Here is a 19,992-nt window from a genome sequence, read left to right on the forward strand (position 1 = left end):
TTCATGGTCAGTCTGAGTGATTTAAGACGCTTTAAAGCAGATGGACGCAAATTTTCATGTCTGACTTGCTATGATGCCAGTATGGCCAAAGCCATGGAAATTGCCGAAGTGGACAGCATTTTAATTGGCGATTCTCTGGGAATGTCAATTCAGGGGCGTGATTCGACTTTGCCGGTCACGGTTGCAGATATGGCCTATCATACGGCTGCGGTACGCCGTGGTAACCAGCATGCCTTTATCATGACTGACTTGCCATTTATGAGCTATGCTACCTTGAATGATGCCTTGCAAAGTTCGAAAACCGTGATGCAGGCTGGCGCGCAAATGGTCAAGATGGAAGGCGGTGCATGGTTGGCAGAAACCGTGCAAGTGCTGACCCGTAACGGTATTCCGGTGTGTGTGCATTTGGGTCTTACTCCGCAGTCGGTACATGTCTTTGGCGGTTATAAACTGCAAGCCCGTACCCGTGAAGCGGCCGATCAGCTCATTGCGGACTGTAAGGCAGTGGTCGAGGCGGGTGCTGCACTATTGCTACTTGAATGCGTACCAGCACAGCTTGGCCAGGAAATCACCGAACTGTTTCCGCAGATTCCGGTCATTGGCATTGGTGCAGGTGCAGCTACAGATGGTCAGGTATTGGTGGTTCAGGACATGCTCGGTTTGACTTTTGGACATACCGCAAAATTTGTACGTAATTTTATGCAAGAACAATCGGGTGCGACAGCCATTCTGGATGCTTTTAAAGCCTACCATGCTGCAGTTTTAGATGGATCTTTCCCGGCACCAGAACAAACTTTTCAGGTTGAATTGTAAGATGAAAACAGAAACCACCATTCAGGGCTTAGCGGCATCATTAAATCCGGCGCGTACCAGTCGCAAGATTATCGGTTTTGTACCGACCATGGGCAATCTGCATCAGGGACATTTAAATCTGGTGCGTGAAGCACGTAAGTTGTGTGATGTGGTGGTGGTCAGTATCTTTGTCAATCCGATTCAGTTTGGGCCCAATGAAGATTTTGACAGCTATCCGCGCACGCTTGAACAGGATCAACAACTATTGGCTGAAGTTGGTTGTGACATCGTGTTTGCGCCGACGGTTGAGCAAATGTATGGCAAAAAACCGCGTCTGACCAATATCAGTGTCTCTGACATTACCAATGATTTATGCGGTTTGCAGCGTCCCGGCCATTTTGATGGTGTGGCGGTGGTGGTCACTAAATTGTTTAATATCGTACAGCCGAATTACGCCTTCTTTGGCCAGAAAGATTATCAGCAATTGGCGGTGATTCGTCAGTTTGTACAAGACCTGAATATTCCACTGGAAGTGATTGGTGTACCGATTGCCCGTGCAGAAGATGGCCTGGCTTTAAGTTCGCGCAATGGTTATTTAAGCGAAGAGCATCGTGCAATCGCACCGGTCATTTATCAAAGCTTGCAACGGGCTGAACAGCAATTACATGCAGGCGTGGAACTGGATACGGTATTGGCCGAAATTCGTCAGAGCCTAACCGATGCCGGTTTCGTTGTTGATTATGTTGAAGCCCGCACGCCAGAATTACAAAAAATTCATACGTTTAATCAAGATCTTGTGTTATTTATAGCTGCAAAGCTGGGGAATACACGTCTGATCGATAACCTGCAGGTTAAATACACTGCCGGCTAAGATGAAAGGGTAGCATGCATGAAGCGCATTTTAATTGTCACAGGACAATCTGGTTCGGGTAAATCATCTGCATTACAGGTGCTTGAAGATCTGGGTTATTACTGTATTGATAATTTGCCTTTGGCATTGCTTCCCGAAATTGTGGCAAAACTGGACAGCGAAAACAATCTGGAACAGTTGGCGCTGGGCGTCGATGTGCGCAGTACTCGGGCAGATTTACAAGAATTTGACCATGTATTTGGGCAACTGCAACAGCATGGTTCGGTCGATATTATCTATCTGACCACGCAGGATCAGGAGCTGATTGCCCGCTTTAGTGCTTCGCGTCGACCGCATCCTTTAGCTTCACGCTTTAAAAGCTTGAATCAGTGCATTCAGGAAGAAAAAATCCTGTTGATGCCGATTCAGTTGCGTTCTACGGTGCATATCGATACCACCGACAAAAGCGTGCATGACCTGAAACATACCTTATTGTCCAAGCTCGGACAGGCCGATAATCTGATCCTGATTCTGCAATCCTTTGGTTATAAGCATGGGATTCCCCTGGATGCGGATTATGTTTTTGATGTTCGACATTTGCCGAATCCGCATTGGGAACTAGAACTGCGCAAATTTTCAGGGCTAGATCAGCCGGTGCAGGCGTTTTTACAAAAGAGCGATCAGGTCGAGGATATGTTCAATGATCTGTATCATTTTCTGGACAAGTGGTTGCCGACCTTTGCCGAAGGGCATCGTCATTATATGACCGTGTCGATAGGCTGTACCGGTGGTCAACATCGTTCTGTTTATATTGTGGATAGACTAAAAAAAGCCCTTGAGGCAAAATGGTCTATTCAAGTCCTCCATCGAGAAATGAAGCACTGGTCATGATTGATACGACAGTTGACGTAATTAATAAACTGGGTTTACATGCACGCGCATCTGGTAAACTGATAGAAGTTACCACCAAATTTCGTTCCAGTATCCAGATTGGCAAAGCGGATAAACTGGTAGATGCAAAAAATATCATGTCCTTGCTGATGCTCGGTGCGGGCAAAGGAACAACTTTACGCTTGGTGATTGAAGGAGCAGACGAGGACAAAGCCTTATCTGAAATTCAGGCACTATTTGCAGCAAAATTTTATGAGGCAGATTAATCGTGGCACGTCGACCGAACAGTTTAACTGAAGAAGATTTTGATTCTTTAGAGGGACGCGCAAGTAAGACCGAACAGAAAAAAGCAGTCCAGCGTATGGCTGCTTTGGGTGCGCAGCTTGCAGAGCTGAGCGCTAAACAAATTAAAAACCTACCCGTAGATGAGCGTTTGATTGACGCCTTGCTTGATGTGCAGGCAATTAGTTCACATGAAGCACGTCGTCGTCAATTTTCACGGATTGGTAAATTATTACGTAATGAAAATGAAACGGTGATTTTGTCTTATTTAACACCCAAACAAGGTCTTAAAAAGACAGCTCAATTACAGCGTTGGGTGGATCGAATTGTTAAAGATGGTGATCCAGCCATCAATGAATTTACCAAAAACTATAATGCGACAGAGCGTCATACCTTACGTCAACATTATCTTCGGGTACACCGTGATTTAAAGAATCAAGCACCTGAAGAAGAAGTGAATGCTTCTAAATTAAAGCTGTTTAACTATGTACAGCAAGTGGCATTGATTTCTGACAATTAAGCAGCCATATAAAAAGGCGGTCTTTTTAGGCCGCTTTTTTTATAGCTATTCTGAGCCGATTGGTTTGACGTAGACATGCATAGCCTATAAGTGATCTATTTTAATATTTCTATTCCAGCTTCTAAAACTGCACTGAGGATAAAAAACACAAAATTTTCATAATTAATTTGTTAATAAATGTAAGTTCTTTACAATCCTCAGTGGTTTTTTGGGTCTGTTTTTAGTTGAAATGCTGATATTTAAAATATTTCTTACATTAGAATTGTTAAGATATTTTAAAAAATTAAAAATTAATTCTGAGCATTATTAGGTAGATGAAGCCTGATATAAAATCTGTTTTTAATCATAAGGTCAAACTATATAGTTGAAAAATCATTAGCTTTTACTTTAAATAGAGTAAAAAGCGATGGTGGGTATTTTTTATTCAGTACTGTGTTACAGTAAATACAAATAAAGATACTTATTTTAGGTGAGATATATTAATTTCAAATACTTATGTAGGTTTTTTTAGAATAGTAAATTTTCAAGTTATTCTTAATCAATTAAATATCAGTACCTTGCAGTTAAGAATGTATCTGGATAGAAACAGGTTAACAAATCCTTTAACCTAGAGGTGGGTTTTCATCGTTGAGTAAATATAGAATCTTTGTTATTGATTGTATGAATTTGGTCGGCTGTGTTTTCTTTATTCCATAAACATTCAGAGAGGCAGACATGGAACTAAAACTGCTAGAGGTCGGTCAGAATACGGAGCAATTAAGCTCGTGCCGTATATCTCTCATTTTAGGTGTCTATACCTCCAATAACCTATTAGACACCTTTTGTAAGATCGCCCGTAAAGTTTTAAACGTTAAAACCAGCATTATTCGCTTCCACACGGAGCCCTATATCTGGTACAGCTGTCCGCGCGGTTTCCGGGCTTTGCACGCCCCGCAGGACGTGAATCTGCCTACGTATCTGCAACACGCAGATGTCATCGACCAGATGCATCCTGCTTATACAGAACTGTCAAATTATGTGAAAGATCTCGGTGTAGCGCATCAGAGATTGGTCGCCTTTAATTTAAAATCAAGTAGCGGTGTGTCTTTTGGACAGGTCATTTTCTTTGATGATCAGACCGAACCGTTCGATCAGGACGATATTGCCACCATCAAACAATTTGCTGAAAGTTTAGTGATTCGAATTCAGCTCAATCAAGAACATACTGAACTGAAAGAATTATATGAACAGCAATGCGCACTCAACTTCAGTAAAACCAAATTTTTCCAGATTATTGCGCATGACTTGCGTGCACCATTTCATGGTTTACTGGGCTTTTCCGAAGTGCTAGCGCAGGAGCGTGACACTCTGGATGAATCCAGTATTCAGAGCATCGCGGATTATTTATATGATAATGCACAATCGACCTATAACCTGCTGGAAAGCCTGCTGACTTGGGCGATGGCAGAGGGTGGACGCTTTATTTATCATCCGATTAATTATGAATTGAAACAATCCAGTAATATTGTGTGCAGTGTGCTGAAAAGTCTGGCCTTAAATAAAAAAATTGAACTGGTTGATAATATTCCTGAAGACATCAAGGTACATGCGGATATCAACATGATTACCTCTGTCTTGCAGAACCTGGTGTCGAATGCGCTTAAATTCACCCCGGTGAATCAAGGCGGTAAAGTGATTTTAGCTGCAGAAATGGAAGGCGAGCAGGTCAAGATTACGATTCAGGATACTGGCTTGGGGATGACTGAAGAGCAGATGCAGAATCTGTTTAAACCGACTTTGGGTGTCAGTGTCAGAGGCACAGCTGAAGAGAAAGGGGCAGGTTTGGGTCTGGTGCTCTGCAAGCGCTTTATTGACCTGAACCATGGTCAAATTGCTGTAGATTCCAAAGAGGGTCGGGGTACGACCTTTACCGTGCATTTACCGATGGTCACCAATGATCATCAGGCACTGGTGCTTGAAGATGTACATATCGAGCAATCTTAAAGAAGTAAATTTCAAGCTAAAACATTCCCACTGAGACAAAACTCCTGCTATAACTAAGCAGAATGTTTCAGGGGAAGAGTTGAGTGATGAATGCGGCACAATTGCAGAAAACCTTAAGAGCCAGCCAATATGCCGAACAGGTATTGGCCAATCACCAGAGTCTACTGGAACAGGATTATGCAATTGACCAGTTTCAAGGCTCACTCAGTCGGGAATATATTGATCAGCTGGTGCAGCACTGCATCCTAAATATAAGCGATGAAGCAACGTGGATGCGCGCAATGCGTATTTTGCGGGCTCGATTGATGTTTCGTTGGATCTGGCAGGATGCCAATCAACTCACCGATGTCATTACCCTCACCCAAGAACTCTCCGATTTTGCCGATGCGTGCATCTGTGCGGCGAAAGATTTTGCCCGTATTCCGGTCGTTGCCAAGTATGGCCAGCCAATCGGCTATAACGGAAAAGTCCAAGATCTGATTGTCATTGCCATGGGGAAACTCGGCGCCCAAGAACTCAATCTTTCCAGTGATATCGACCTGATTTTTGCCTTCGATGAGCAGGGTGAAACTGATGGGCGTAAATGTATTGATGTGCAGCAGTTTTGCATCCTGTGGGGACAAAAACTGATTCATTTGCTGGATCAGATCACGGCGGATGGCTTTGTATTCCGCGTCGACATGCGCCTGCGTCCCTGGGGCGATGGTTCAGCACTAGCCATTAGTCATGCAGCCTTGGAAAAATATCTGAGCCAGCATGGGCGTGAATGGGAGCGTTATGCCTGGATTAAAGCGCGTATTGTCAATCCAAGTCCGGAAGGTGACGAGCTGCTGGAGATGACTCGTCCATTTGTATTCCGCAAGTACGTCGATTACAGCGCTTTTGAAGCCATGCGCGAAATGAAAGCCATGATCGAGCGTGAAGTACAACGCCGGAATATAGAAGATGATATCAAGCTCGGAGCTGGCGGCATTCGCGAGGTTGAATTTATCGTGCAGGTGTTTCAGCTGATTTATGGTGGAGCCAAGCTTGAATTGCAGGATCGCCAGTGTCTGGTGAATCTGAATCATCTGGATGATGCCGAGTTACTGGATGAACAGGCGGTGCAGGATCTGGAAGATGCCTATTTATTCCTGCGCCGGGTTGAGCACGCGATTCAGGCCCTAAATGACCAGCAAACGCAATCATTACCGACAGAGCCAGAGTTAAGGGCGCGTATAACGGACACACTTGGTTTTGCGGATTGGGACAGCTTTATGGCATATCTCAATGAGAAACGTGACAAAGTGATGTATCAGTTTGATCATTTAATCAAGGAAAATGGCCCAGATACTCTGGTTGAAAGTTTTTCCCAGCTGGAAAAAAAACTCAAAGAAGTATTGGATGAGAATGCGAAGAATCTCGTTCATGAGTTTTGGAATGGGCATGCCTTAAAAAAATTACCGGCAAAGGCGGTACAACGTTTAAAAACCTTCTGGCCACATTTAATTGAAGCCATTTTACAGTCAGATGATCCGCAGACAGCACTGGTACGACTGATGCCCTTGGTGGAATCGGTAATGCGCCGTACGGTATATCTGGTGATGTTAATCGAGAGTAAAGGGGCGTTACAGCGACTGGTGAAGATGGCCACGGTCAGCCCATGGATTTGTGAAGAACTGACCCATTATCCGGTGCTACTGGACGAATTCCTGTCGATGGATTTTGAATTGCCAAAACGTAAGGATCTGGAAGATTCCTTGCGCCAGCAACTTTTACGGATTGAAATTGATCAGGTTGAAGACCAGATGCGGGTTTTGCGCCTGTTTAAAAAATCCAATGTACTTGCTGTAGCCGCCAGTGATGTGCTGGCTGAAAGTCCTTTAATGAAAGTTTCCGATGCCTTGACCGATATTGCTGAAGTATCGGTGAATGCAGCGCTGCATCTGGCCTATCAGATTGTGGCAAAAAAGCATGGTTTTCCACTGGATGCAGAAGGGCAGCGCTGTTCAGTTGAGCATACTGCTTTTGCCGTATTAGGTTATGGTAAAGTCGGTGGCATTGAACTGGGTTATGGCTCGGATCTGGATCTGGTGTTTATTCACTATATGGGGGAACAGGCCGATACAGATGGGCTCAAGCCGATCAGTGGCTTTGAATTTGCCATGCGCGTGGCACAAAAGTTTATGTCACTGATGACCACGCAAACCCTGGATGGACGCGTATATGAAGTCGACACCCGCTTGCGTCCATCGGGCGAAGCTGGGCTTTTGGTCACCAGTTTAAAAGCCTTTGAACAATACCAGTTCAAAAGTGCCTGGCTATGGGAGCATCAGGCACTGGTGCGAGCCCGTCCGATTGCGGGTGAAATGAGCTTGCGAAAAAAGTTCGAAGTCTTGCGCCGGGATATTTTGATTCAGCCTCGCGATGAAAATTATGTACGGGCAGAAGTACTGAAAATGCGTCAGAAAATGAAGGAGCATCTCGGTTCTTCTAAAGAGCAAAAAAAAGATGGTATTTTTCATTTAAAACAAGATGCAGGTGGTATCGTAGACATCGAATTTATGGCACAGTATGCGGTGTTGGCCTGGAGTGGGACGAATAAAGATCTCGCCCATTTCTCCGACAATGTACGAATTCTTGAGGATGCCGCAAAATCAGGTTGCTTATCCAGCGACGATGCGACTGCTCTGATTCAAGCTTATCTCCGTGAACGCGCCGAGAGCCACCGCTTAGCCCTTGCAAATCAATCCATGCAAGTGTCTGCAAGCGACTGGCACGATACCCGAATGACCGTTTGCAAGTTATGGCAAAGACTAATTGATCCAAGTGCAGACTTTGCACTGGATAGTGAATAATTGTGAGAAATTGGAGTTTGTGGCATGAATTTGGCTGATCGTGATGGTTTCATTTGGCAAGATGGACAACTAGTTGACTGGCGTGAGGCAAAAACTCACGTATTAACACATACTTTGCATTACAGCATGGGTGTGTTTGAAGGCGTCCGTGCTTATGAAACCCCGAATGGAACGGCTATTTTCCGTCTAAAAGAACATACGAAGCGTTTGTTGAATTCTGCAAAAATTTATCAAATGAAAGTTCCATTTGATCAAGCAGCATTAGAGCAAGCTCAAATTGATGTTGTTCGTGAAAACAAATTAGCGTCTTGCTATTTACGTCCAATTATTTTTATTGGTTCTGAAAAACTCGGTATTGCTGCAACTGACAATACCATTCATGCCGTAGTTGCGGCATGGAGCTGGGGTGCTTACCTCGGTGAAGAAGCAATGGCGAAGGGTATTCGCGTAAAAACGTCTTCATTTACCCACCATCATCCGAACGTCACTATGTGTAAGGCCAAAGCATCAGGTAACTACACGCTGTCGATTCTTGCACATCAGGAAGTGGCGCATTCAGGTTATGACGAAGCAATGCTGCTCGACCCACAAGGCTATGTATGCCAAGGTTCTGGCGAAAACGTATTCCTGGTGCGTGATGGCGTGATTCATACGCCTGATATCGCAGGTGGCGCGCTGGATGGTATTACCCGCCAAACCATTATTACGATTGCTAAAGACCTGGGTTATGACGTAATTGAGCGTCGTATTACCCGTGATGAGTTCTACATCGCAGATGAAGCATTCTTTACCGGTACTGCTGCAGAAGTAACACCAATTCGTGAATACGATGATCGTCAGATTGGTGAAGGTGTACGTGGTCCAATCACCACACAAATCCAGAAAGCTTATTTTGATGCAGTTCAGGGTAAAGATCCTAAATATGCACACTGGTTAACGTATGTGAAGTAATTAAGAATTTACTGATTGAAAAAACCTCTCATTTGAGAGGTTTTTTTTAACTGATGTACTTATTTTAGCGAACTTATGTCATCATATTCAGCATCAAGAAGATTTTAAGATGAGCTTAGGCATACGCAATGAGTAACATCGTTATTTGTATGAAATGGGGAACCAAATACGGTTCGGAATACGTCAATCGTTTATACAATATGGTTAAACGACATACGACAGTCGACTTTAAGATGGTCTGTCTGACGGATCGTACTGAAGGCATTGATCCTGCAGTACAATGTTTCCCTATTCCACCTTTGGCATTGCCTGAAGGTGCGCCTGAGCGTGGCTGGAACAAGCTATCTACTTTTGAGCCTGATCTGTATGGTTTGGAAGGCAATGCATTATTTCTCGATCTTGATGTAGTGATTGTCGATAATATCGATGAGTTCTTTACCTATCCGGGCGACTTTCTGATTATCCATGACTGGAAACGGCCGTGGCGTATTACCGGTAACAGTTCGGTTTACCGGTTTAAACTGGGTGCTTTCCCAGGTCTGTTACCTTATTTCCGTGAAAACTTTGATGAAATCCGTAAAAAATTCCGTAATGAGCAAGCCTATTTGTCTTGGTATGTAGACCGTGAAGGTAAACAGACCTATTGGCCAGAAAGTTGGTGCAAGAGCTATAAGTATCATTGCCTGCAAAAAATCCCGATGGCTTACTTTAAGCCCCCTGTGAAACCTGAAGGCGCTAAAATTATTGTATTCCACGGTGAAATTAATCCGCCAGATGCAGTGAATGGTGGTGGTGGGAAATGGTACCGTTATGTATTGCCATCGCAGTGGATTAAGGATGCTTGGCAGTAAGCTGAATCAATGAGAAATTGAAAGAGATTTAATTTCAAATGCCGGTAAGAAAGAAAAGTAAGTTCGAACAATGGTTTTCATTTAGTCGTCATCAGCGTCGTTTTGGTGCTGAAAAGATTTATGCGCAATTTGGTCAAGCCGATTTAAATCAGTTAAAAAATACCATCATTGAAGGGGATCAAATTCAATATACGCATGGTTCGGCCAAAGATCTCAATGAGCATATTGAACAACTCAAACAGGAGTTTGTGGGGCAGTCTGCATTAAATCATTTCCATGCCAGTCTGATTGTTTTAATTCGCCGTGAGGTCGATACTCAAAATAATTATGACAAATTCAAGGCATTATGGATGGCTGAACGAGATTTTCTTGTACAGTCATTGAATATACGCTGGCTGATTTCAGCCTGTGATACTTTTATTGATTTTGATGAAGACGTAACTCTAAAAGCCATTTTGATGAATGCAGTGGTATTGATTAATACGCTTAAGTTACAGGAAACAGAACGTTTTTTGTGTGATCAGTCTTTAACTGTAAATCAGGAGCATCAGCAGTTATTACAACAACAGCGCTATGCCTTATTTGATGGTACGGCTGCATTTGCGGTTGGAACTGATGATACTTTACGTAATATGCGATGGCGCCTCGAGCAAATATGTGAGGCTCATGAACTGGGTCAAATTGTAATTGAGGTTTTTGACAGATTACAGCTTGATCAGAATAATAATATATATTCACGTTTTAAACAGCGTCACACTCGTGAAAAGACGAGATGGTGGTAATTGTGAATATTTTGATTATTAATTTAAAAACATCGAAAGACCGATTAGAGTTTCAAAAAAAGCAATTTGAAAAATTGGGATTGCCTTTTGACGTCTTAGAAGCATTTTCAGTTGTTGATTTGAATGAAGAGCAATACCAAAAGCTCGGTTTTGGTTGGCAAAGGCCTTTGCGTAAAGTTGAGGTAGCGTGCTTTCTCAGTCATCAAAAAGCTTGGGAAGAGGTACTGAAGAGGAATCAACCTTGTTTAATTCTTGAAGATGATGCAGTACTGGCTTCAAATGTAAAAGAAATTTTAAACGAAATTGAGCAGCATCAATTTTTAGATGTGGACTTAATTAATCTGGAAGTAAGAAGTCGTAAAAAAATTATAAGTCGAAAACCTGTATGCACCTTAAATCATACTCAGGTTAAATTATATGGTTTATATCAAGATCGTACTGGAGCAGCAGGTTACATTCTCTATCCAAGTGGTGCGAAAAAACTATTAGATCGTTTGGCGAAAACAGCGCCAGCGATTGCAGATGGATTTATATTTTCGGCTTATGAGTTACAGTGTTTGCAAGTCGAACCTGCAGTGATTATTCAAGAAGACCAGCTTGGCGCATATGGCCTCCTGCAACAAGGGCGTTTTGATTCGACCATTGGCCGTTCTGAACATTTTAAGCCTGAATTCAGCTCTATCAAAGAAAAATACAAGTTTAAAAAAAGACGGTTAGCGGGACAAATTGCGATGGCGATACGATATTTACAAGTCATGGGGAAAGCAGAAAAAAGACTGATTAACCTAGATCAAGAAAAATTTATTTAGGATTAATACTGTATGAAAAAAACAATCGTATTAGCCATTTTTACTTTACAGGGAAATGGCGCTGAACGTTTTGCTTTAACCTTGGCAAAGGGCCTAATTGATGCAGGTCATGAAGCACATATTGTTTATTTTAAAAATATTATTGATTTACCGATACCTGAAGGCGTAAAACTCCACTTTTTTGATTATCAAAAATATCGTGCAATTCCTAAATTTATGCGTTCCGGTATTGCAGCCAAAGCATTTGATAAATTTGTACTAAAAAATATTGGGACTCCTGATCTTGTCCTATCAAACTTATTTCCTGTTGATTTTGTATTATCGAAAAGTCAGTTACCGAATGTTCAATTAGTCATTCATAACACGACGAGTTTGGAATATGGTGAAAGATTAGAGGGAATGAAAAAACAGCTGGATAAAGTTTATTTAGCCAAGCCCTGTGTAGCGGTAAGTAAGGGTGTCGAAAAAGACTTTATTAAAGTATTTGGCTCAAAAAGTCGGATTACTACAATTTATAATCCGATTGATGTAGAACAAGTGGTTTCAACAGCAAATGAATATATTCCTGATATTGAAAAACCATATATTGTAAATGTTGGAAAGTTCAAGCAACAGAAACGACATGATATTTTAATTAAAGCTTATGCAAAAGCCAATGTTCAGGAAAAGTTGGTTCTGGTCGGTACGGGCGATTTATTAGAAGCCTCTAAAAAATTGGTTAAAGATTTAGAGATTGAAGATAAAGTCATTTTTACTGGTTTTAAGAAAAATCCATATCCTTATATAAAACATGCAAAATTAATGGTGGTATCTTCTGATTTTGAAGGCTTTAGCATAGCAATTTTGGAAGCTTTAGCTTTGGGTACACCTATTATTAGTACTGACTGTCCTTCTGGGCCGAGTGAGGTATTAGAACAACAACAATTAGTACCAGTTCGAAATATAGATGAGATGGCTATTAAAATAAAATTAGCGACTTTAGATCCTAGTTTGTTTAAAGTGAATTTACACCAGAAGTTCTTTATACCTCAAACGGTAGATAACTACCTTAATCTAATAAATTAATAAAACGATCAGCCATTGTATCTAAGCTATATCGTAAATAAATGTCTTCAGGAATAGAATAAGGTTCTTTGATTAGATCGTTGATTGCTAGTTCTAATGCATGTATGTCATTTAATTGAACTAACCCACGTTGCATATCATCAGTATAGAATTGGCTGGCAACACCTTCTGAACAATTGTAAGCTATCACAGGCGTTTTATTTTGTAAGGACTCACCAATTACTAAAGGATAGCCTTCTGTTAAGGAGGGTAAAATTAATAATTTACTTTTTTTTATGTAAGTTTCAGTATTATTTACCCATCCTATAAAATCTATTCGATCTAGAATACCTAGCTTCAGAGCTAGTTTTTCTAGTTTACTTCTGCGAGGACCTTCGCCAACAATAACCATTCTTCCTGTTGAAATTGAATTGCTAAAAGCAATAATTGCATGTTCAACTTGTTTTGATGGTGACAGTCTACCAACAAAACAGATATCCCATCCTTTTTCTAGAGAATTACGATCTAAAGGTTGAGGAATTCCATTTGGAATAACTTGTATGTCGGGATTGTTCAATAAACTGGCATACTTTTTTCTAAGATCTTGATTTAAAGTGATAATTTTTCTATTGGAAAATAAACTAATAAATTTCCTTTTGAAAATAATATTTTTATAATGATTTCTTAAAAACTTAATTGGATTATACGTTTTTTTAAAAGGTGGAAGTAAATCTGCTTGAAACCACATTAATATATTTTTATGCTTAATATAAGGTAAAACATGAAAGGCATACCAAATAGTAATAATAATATTGGATGGTTGTATTTCTAGGATAAGACTGTCGAGTCTATTTATTATTTCTTGATTTAATGATTTATCAATAAGCAGTTTTCCTCCTACAAAACCAGAGGTGGTGTTGAGGCTGTATAAATGGAAAGATTCAGTACGATTTTTAAAATTATTATAATTTTCTAAGAGTAGAATATGAATCTCATAACCTCTTTCTTGCAGTTTTTTTGCAAGATTAAGAGTCATAATTTCTGCACCGCCACCTTTAAGATGATCAATAATAAAAAGAATTTTTTTCTGATCTTTCATTTTAAACCTAATTTTTAAGTTTTAATTTAAGTAGCTAATTTTTACTATGAGTAATATAAATTTTTGTCATTTTCCAACTTCCTAAACCGTTTATATCCCCACAAATACTGCTCTGGAGCGACATTAATCATGCGCTCCATTTCTTTATTTAAGGTATCCACAGAACACTGTAGGTCTTTCGACGAAATATCGTCAGAAAGTTGGGTCACAACAATATCATAACCTGACAAATCGTTGCGTCTTAGGCAACTCAGTCCAACCACAGAACATTGGGTTTTAGCTGCCAGTTTGGAAAGTAAGGTAGAAGATAGTGCATTCTGATTGTAGAAAAGTGAGTAGATACCACCACTTTCTTTAGGGACATGATCCGGTAAAATTGCAGAAAAACCGCCCTGTTTTAAATGCTTAAATAAAGCACGTACACCAGAATCATCTGTCGGGACCAGTGTGGCATTCAGACGTTGCCGGGCTTCAAGCATAAAGCGGTCAATATCCTGATTCTTGCTGGGCTTGTACATAATTACAGGGGAGGTGTGTTGATTTACCCAGACATTTAAAAGCTCCCACGTACCAAAATGAGGCACCACAGCCAAGCAGCCCTGAGGATTTTGCAGAGCCTGGAGAAAAATATCTTCGCCATGCACATCTCGAATTAAAGACAGCGCATATTCAGGAGATGATCCCCAAATCTTGACTGATTCCGCATACGTCATGCACTGACTTTTGAGACTGCATTTAGTCAAATCAGCCCGTTCAGATTCAGAAAGTTCAGGATAAGCAGAGGCCAGATTAATCTCGGTCACTTGGCGTGCAGAAGAATGGCTGAGATACAAAAGCGATCCAGCCAGTTGCGCAAGATTTTGAATGAATCTTAGTGGAAGCTTGGAGAAATTTTTAAGTAGGGTGTACATGGTATCCAGATGGTCAGATTATAGGTCTTTGTCCGGATTGCCCTTCAGCACCATATATATCAAACCTACAAAAATCAGCAGGGCACCTAAAATACTGCTCAGGCAAAAATACACAATACGGTCATTGGTATCGAGGTTGAACAGGTTGTTGGCAAGGATATAGCGCATGAACAGCCATTGAACCACTGAAAATACAATAAGCATAATGCTGCGATTACGAACTGCAGGACGCATAGCCATTGCTAATTACCTTAGATTAAAAACTGTGGCTATTATGCCACTGTTCCAGATGTGACTCAATCACACAAAAAAAGCCCCACACGAGGCAGGGCTTTTTCACTTAAATCTTCAAGAATTATTCTTGAGATTCAGCTTTTGGTTTTTCACGTAAACGAATACCAAGGTCACGCAGTTGGTTTGATTCAACTGGTGCCGGTGCTTGCGTCAATGGACATTCAGCAGTCTTGGTTTTCGGGAATGCAATCACATCACGAATCGAAGATGCACCAGTCATGAGCATCACCAGGCGGTCAAGACCGAATGCCAAACCACCATGCGGAGGCGCGCCATAACGTAAAGCGTTCAACAGGAAGCTGAATTTCTCTTCGGCTTCTTCTTCACCAATACCAAGTGCTTCAAAAATTGCTTTTTGCATTTCAAGGTTATGAATACGCAGCGAGCCACCACCGACTTCAGTACCATTCAATACCATGTCATAAGCAACTGAAAGCGCAGCGCCCGGGTTGTTTTTCACGTCTTCAACGCTTGATTTAGGCAGCGTGAATGGGTGATGCACAGAGGTCCATTTGCCATCATCAGTTTCTTCGAACATCGGGAAGTCAACGACCCAAAGCGGCGCCCACTCGCAAGTTGCAAGTTTCATGTCATGACCGATCTTCACACGAAGCGCGCCCATGGCATCGTTTACAACTTTCGCTTTGTCTGCACCGAAGAATACGATGTCGCCATTTTCAGCGCCAACACGTTTCAATAGATCAAGCACGATTGGCTCGATGAATTTCACGATTGGAGATTGAAGACCTTCGATACCTTTTTCAAGTTCGTTGACTTTGATGTAAGCCAAACCGCGTGCACCGTAGATGCCTACAAACTTCGTATATTCATCAATCGCGCTACGTGGAAGTGAACCAGCACCCGGTACGCGAAGCGCAACGATACGGCCTTTAGGATCTTTTGCAGGACCTGCGAATACTTTGAACTCAACGTCTTGCATCAAGTCTGCAACGTCAACCAGTTTCAAAGGAATACGCATATCTGGTTTGTCAGATGCATAGTCACGCATTGCATCGTTGTATGTCATGCGTGGGAATTTATCAAACTCAACGTTTAGAAGTTCTTTGAACATCTTAACGGTTAAAGTTTCCATTAAATCCATGATGTCATCGTCACTCATGAACGATGTTTCAACGTCGATTTGGGTGAATTCAGGCTGACGGTCAGCACGTAAGTCTTCATCACGGAAACATTTCGCGATTTGGTAGTAACGATCAATACCGCCAACCATCAACAACTGTTTGAATAGCTGTGGAGATTGTGGAAGTGCGTAGAAGCTACCATTCGATACACGGCTTGGAACTAGATAGTCACGTGCGCCTTCAGGAGTTGCACGAGTTAAGATCGGAGTTTCAACGTCTAGGAAACCATTGTCTTCGAAGTAGTTACGAATCAAGTTGGTTAATTTAGAACGGAAACGTAAACGGTCTAGCATTTCTGGACGACGGATATCCAGGAAACGGTATTTCAAACGAATTTCTTCAGAAATATTGGTGTTTTCGTCATTCAAAGGGAATGGCGGAGTTTCAGACTGAGCAAGAACTTCAATTTCTTTACCCAAAACTTCGATTTGACCGCTCACCATATTGGCATTTTCTGTGCCCTCATAACGGCGACGTACACGGCCTGTAATTTTTAATACAAATTCTGAACGTACTTTATCAGCAGTTGCGAATGCTTCAGGAGTATCTGGGTCAATAACCACTTGAACAAGACCATCACGGTCACGCATGTCAAGGAAGATGACACCACCGTGGTCACGGCGACGGTGTACCCAACCGCATAATGTTACGGTTTGGTCAATTTGAGCTTCGGTTAAAGAACCGCAGTAATGAGTTCGCATCATAGCGTTAGAAATCCAACTATATGGGTTAAGGTCAGCGAATACGTAAACAGCGTACCGCTTTGAGTAAAGGTAGGATTATGCCTCTTTGGGCATGTTGTCACAAGAACTTGGGTCAAAAACAATATCATTTTAAAGTGAATAGGGGCAAAGCCAGTGCTTTGTTTAACCCATCCTGCGATCTCTATCTAAAAATAAAAACAATAAACAGCCCAGACTAAAGGTGATCAGAAAGCCTTGGCTAAATTCATTAATAGAGCGACCAGTAAAATAATAGAGGTCCGATTGCCAGACTTCTGTAGAGATATAGCGTGCATAATCCCAGACAGAAAATAGGCCGGTGAATATAGAAAAGAGCAATAAGCCCCAGGCAAACGATTTGATTTTTAGGCTGACTGTAAGATATTGCTGATGAGTTTTATAATAATGCAGGCTCATCCACAGGATAAGAGGCAAGACAATCACTGAGGTGCCAATCTGTAAAATCCGATGCAGCGGATAGCTTTGTCCAAACAACTGAAAATGTTGGGCTAAGACTTCATGGAAGGCAAAAGTTCGAAAATCGACATGGGTTATTCCATCCCAGATTAAATGGGTGGCTGTACCAATGATGACTGCCAGACACATCACCAGGATGAATTTTAGTGCTGAAAGGATATTGTGAATCTTTAAATCATGCTGAATACCGATGAAACGGTAAATCACGGGCCGGTAAATCAGGTACCAGACGGCACAAAAAGCCAAACCAATCCAGAGATCCGGATGAATCAGCGAAGACCATAAATGGGTAATATTAGAATTTTTGTGGGTAAAAAGACGATACAGATCGGGAACCATGCTGCCAATGGCCAGCGCAGCAACAGGGAGTCTATGCCCAGTTAAATATGAAATAGGTGGAGCAAGCACAGCATGCGATAAGGTAAAGGGCATAAAGATAATGTTTTAATGTAATCAAAAATATTCAAAGGACATTCTAATAAAATATAGCACTGAGTATCGTAAAGGATTGCAAAAATAATGAAATGTTATATTATAACATTAATCCAAATTGCTGAATTTGAGCTTCGGTCATGTCCTTCCCTAAGAATCTAATAACATTGTCAATTTTTGCTGTAGTTGCGCCTACAGTATTTGCAGAGCAATCCTCATCTTCTATCCCGGTTCAGACCATGGACACTATTCAGGTGCAAGCTCATCCATTGGTGCAGACTGCGGCGGATTTCGCGGTTGCAGATCAGGTCGTGGATCAGAAAGCGCTATCTGAACGTGCTACCACCATTGGGGATGCCTTGGCAGATGAGCTGGGTGTTTATTCTAATCAATATGGTTCAGGCTCAAGCCGTCCGGTGATTCGGGGTCAAGATGGTCCACGTGTGAAAGTGTTGCAGCATGCGTCTGAAACAGCGGATGTATCCACTTTGTCTCCTGACCATGCTGTCACCGTTGATCCGATTCTGGCGAAACAGGTCGAAGTGATTCGCGGTCCATCGACCTTGCTTTATGGTGCCGGTACAGTTGGTGGGTTGGTGAATGTCACTGATCAAAAAATCCCAACTCAAATGCCTGAAGATGGTTTGGAAGGTACAGTCGGCCTGCGTTATAACAGCGGCAGTGATGAAAAACTGGCAAGTGCTGGTGTAACAGCGGGTATTGGTGAAAACTTTGCTTTGCGTGTAGAAGGCTCAAAGCGTAACGCCAATGATTATATTGCACCTGATTATTTTCATGAGCATGATGACGAATTAGAAAAAGAACGTCGTGTGGGCAATACTTTTGCTGAAGGGCAAACGGTCAATATTGGCGGATCATGGATTCATGATCGTGGTTTTGTTGGTTTGTCTTATAGTAACCGTCAGGATCAGTATGGTTTGCCAGGTCATAGTCATGAATATCATGGTTGTGTTTTACATGGTGATCATTTTCATGGTTGTCCAACACCTGACCCAGATGCATCAGCCCATGAAGAGCATGGTGGACCATGGGTAGATTTAAAATCTGAACGCTATGAAGTACGCACCGAACTGGAACAGCCTTTTGCCGGTATTGAAAAATTACGTGCACATGCCAGCATTACTGATTATGAACACGATGAACTTGAAGAAAGTGAAGTCATCAGTAACTTTAAAAGCAAAGGTTATGACGGCCGTTTAGAGTTAGTTCACGTGCCAGTTGCAGGCTGGGAAGGGGTGATTGGAACCCAGATTTCACAGCAAAAAATTAATCTTGCCGCATCAGACCATGACCATCATGAAGATGGCGATGAGGACGATGAAGAACATCATGTTCATGGTTCAGGTGTCGTGATGCCGGACACAAAAACTGACAAATTCAGTCTTTTTGCTTTAGAACATAAGCAACTTGGCGATGTGCATGTTGAACTTGGTGCGCGTGTCGATCATCAAAAAGTGAAAGTAGATTCGGATCAGAAAGATTATTCGGGGACTGGTGTCTCTGCATCCGCTGCTGCCAACTGGGAATTTGCACCGAACTACAAACTTTCTGTGGTGGGATCTCATCAGCAGCGTTTGCCTTTAGCTCAAGAACTCTATGCTGATGGCTTGCATTTTGCGACCAATACCTATGAACTCGGTAATCCTGATCTCGATAAAGAAACTTCAAATAATCTCGAGTTAGGTCTGCATTATGAAGGGGATAAACTGGATTACCATGTGCATGTCTATCACAACTGGTTTGATGATTATATCTATGGCGAAACGGTAGCGCAGAAAGGTAATTTACGTGGCGTGCAATATACCCAAGACAAAGCTAGATTTTATGGTACAGAAGCACAAGCCGGTTATCAGATCAATGATATGTATAAAGTCAGCGTCTTTGGGGACTATGTGCGTGGCAAGATTGAAGCTGAGAATGCACCACGTGTACCTGCAGGTCGCTTAGGCACCAAAGTAGAAGCAGACTTTGCCGATGGTTGGTCAGGTTTGGCTGAGTATTATCATGTCTTTAATCAGGACAAGATCGCCAGCTATGAAGATGAAACCCAAGGCTACAATATGGTGAATGTTGGCCTGAGTTATGCCAATAGCATTGCAGATAACAATGCTTATCGAGTTTATTTCAAGGCCAATAACCTGCTCGATGATCAGGTGTATTCACATACTTCATTCCTGTCTAATATTCCGCAGGTGGGTCGCAACTTTACTGTCGGCGTGCAGTATGATTTCTAACAGGTCTACTGAAATAATCGACCAAATCATCTAGATCTCACTGAAATCTACTTGAAAAATCATAAGAT

General features: G+C 41.9%; 18 protein-coding genes. 13 read left to right on the forward strand and 5 right to left on the reverse strand.

What is annotated here, in order from left to right; all coding sequences use genetic code 11:
• Window positions 1-3: 3 nt before the first annotated feature.
• From panB to F894_RS03560, 12 genes are all read left to right on the forward strand, one after another.
• Window positions 4-813 carry a 3-methyl-2-oxobutanoate hydroxymethyltransferase gene (panB, locus tag F894_RS03505; RefSeq protein WP_004278337.1) on the forward strand — a complete coding sequence of 270 codons (810 nt, stop codon included), beginning with the start codon at window positions 4-6 and terminating at the stop codon, window positions 811-813.
• Between the two features lies 1 nt (window position 814).
• Window positions 815-1,663, forward strand: coding sequence for a pantoate--beta-alanine ligase (gene panC, locus F894_RS03510; RefSeq protein WP_005107864.1), 849 nt, complete (start codon window positions 815-817; stop codon window positions 1,661-1,663).
• 18 nt (window positions 1,664-1,681) lie between these two features.
• Window positions 1,682-2,533 (forward strand): RNase adapter RapZ, encoded by an 852-nt coding sequence (gene rapZ, locus F894_RS03515; protein ID WP_005107863.1) that lies wholly within the window; start codon window positions 1,682-1,684, stop codon window positions 2,531-2,533.
• Window positions 2,530-2,799, forward strand: coding sequence for an HPr family phosphocarrier protein (locus tag F894_RS03520; protein ID WP_034438008.1), 270 nt, complete (start codon window positions 2,530-2,532; stop codon window positions 2,797-2,799). The genes rapZ and F894_RS03520 overlap by 4 nt, the downstream gene beginning before the upstream one ends.
• Window positions 2,800-2,801: 2 nt before the next feature.
• Window positions 2,802-3,335: a ribosome biogenesis factor YjgA gene (gene yjgA, locus F894_RS03525; protein WP_005107862.1), complete on the forward strand. Its 534-nt coding sequence runs from the start codon at window positions 2,802-2,804 to the stop codon at window positions 3,333-3,335.
• Window positions 3,336-4,049: 714 nt separating this feature from the next.
• Window positions 4,050-5,318, forward strand: a complete 1,269-nt coding sequence (locus tag F894_RS03530) for a sensor histidine kinase (RefSeq protein ID WP_005245999.1) — start codon at window positions 4,050-4,052, stop codon at window positions 5,316-5,318.
• An 86-nt stretch (window positions 5,319-5,404) separates the two neighbouring features.
• Window positions 5,405-8,155, forward strand: a complete 2,751-nt coding sequence (gene glnE / locus F894_RS03535) for a bifunctional [glutamate--ammonia ligase]-adenylyl-L-tyrosine phosphorylase/[glutamate--ammonia-ligase] adenylyltransferase (RefSeq protein WP_005246000.1) — start codon at window positions 5,405-5,407, stop codon at window positions 8,153-8,155.
• Window positions 8,156-8,179: 24 nt separating this feature from the next.
• On the forward strand, window positions 8,180-9,106 hold the full coding sequence (locus F894_RS03540) for a branched-chain amino acid transaminase (protein ID WP_004278329.1): 927 nt from the start codon (window positions 8,180-8,182) through the stop codon (window positions 9,104-9,106).
• 128 nt (window positions 9,107-9,234) lie between these two features.
• Window positions 9,235-9,957: a hypothetical protein gene (locus tag F894_RS03545; protein WP_004647484.1), complete on the forward strand. Its 723-nt coding sequence runs from the start codon at window positions 9,235-9,237 to the stop codon at window positions 9,955-9,957.
• Window positions 9,958-9,995: 38 nt separating this feature from the next.
• Window positions 9,996-10,739: a hypothetical protein gene (locus F894_RS03550; protein WP_005246001.1), complete on the forward strand. Its 744-nt coding sequence runs from the start codon at window positions 9,996-9,998 to the stop codon at window positions 10,737-10,739.
• Between the two features lie 2 nt (window positions 10,740-10,741).
• Window positions 10,742-11,548: a glycosyltransferase family 25 protein gene (locus F894_RS03555; RefSeq protein ID WP_228128797.1), complete on the forward strand. Its 807-nt coding sequence runs from the start codon at window positions 10,742-10,744 to the stop codon at window positions 11,546-11,548.
• 12 nt (window positions 11,549-11,560) lie between these two features.
• Window positions 11,561-12,613, forward strand: coding sequence for a glycosyltransferase (locus tag F894_RS03560; RefSeq protein WP_005246003.1), 1,053 nt, complete (start codon window positions 11,561-11,563; stop codon window positions 12,611-12,613).
• Here the strand turns inward: F894_RS03560 and F894_RS03565 are convergent.
• The 5 genes from F894_RS03565 to F894_RS03585 all read right to left on the reverse strand — a co-directional run bounded on the left by F894_RS03565 (window position 12,597) and on the right by F894_RS03585 (window position 17,669).
• Window positions 12,597-13,691 (reverse strand): glycosyltransferase, encoded by a 1,095-nt coding sequence (locus F894_RS03565; RefSeq protein ID WP_005246004.1) that lies wholly within the window; start codon window positions 13,689-13,691, stop codon window positions 12,597-12,599. The genes F894_RS03560 and F894_RS03565 overlap by 17 nt on opposite strands.
• Window positions 13,692-13,735: 44 nt before the next feature.
• Complete coding sequence (locus tag F894_RS03570) at window positions 13,736-14,602, reverse strand: lysophospholipid acyltransferase family protein (RefSeq protein ID WP_034438013.1); 867 nt, start codon at window positions 14,600-14,602, stop codon at window positions 13,736-13,738.
• Between the two features lie 18 nt (window positions 14,603-14,620).
• Window positions 14,621-14,842 carry a hypothetical protein gene (locus F894_RS03575; protein ID WP_004278319.1) on the reverse strand — a complete coding sequence of 74 codons (222 nt, stop codon included), beginning with the start codon at window positions 14,840-14,842 and terminating at the stop codon, window positions 14,621-14,623.
• A gap of 115 nt (window positions 14,843-14,957) precedes the next feature.
• On the reverse strand, window positions 14,958-16,742 hold the full coding sequence (gene aspS / locus F894_RS03580; RefSeq protein ID WP_005246006.1) for an aspartate--tRNA ligase: 1,785 nt from the start codon (window positions 16,740-16,742) through the stop codon (window positions 14,958-14,960).
• A 162-nt stretch (window positions 16,743-16,904) separates the two neighbouring features.
• The gene (locus F894_RS03585; RefSeq protein WP_005246007.1) at window positions 16,905-17,669 is read right to left on the reverse strand and encodes a DUF4184 family protein; all 765 of its coding nucleotides are present in this window, start codon (window positions 17,667-17,669) and stop codon (window positions 16,905-16,907) included.
• A 140-nt stretch (window positions 17,670-17,809) separates the two neighbouring features.
• Here F894_RS03585 and znuD point away from each other — a divergent pair, with 140 nt between their 5' ends.
• Window positions 17,810-19,924 carry a zinc piracy TonB-dependent receptor ZnuD gene (gene znuD / locus F894_RS03590; protein WP_005246008.1) on the forward strand — a complete coding sequence of 705 codons (2,115 nt, stop codon included), beginning with the start codon at window positions 17,810-17,812 and terminating at the stop codon, window positions 19,922-19,924.
• Window positions 19,925-19,992 lie beyond the last annotated feature (68 nt).

The organism is Acinetobacter sp. CIP 51.11 (genome assembly GCF_000369665.1).
GTDB lineage: Bacteria > Pseudomonadota > Gammaproteobacteria > Pseudomonadales > Moraxellaceae > Acinetobacter > Acinetobacter lwoffii_S.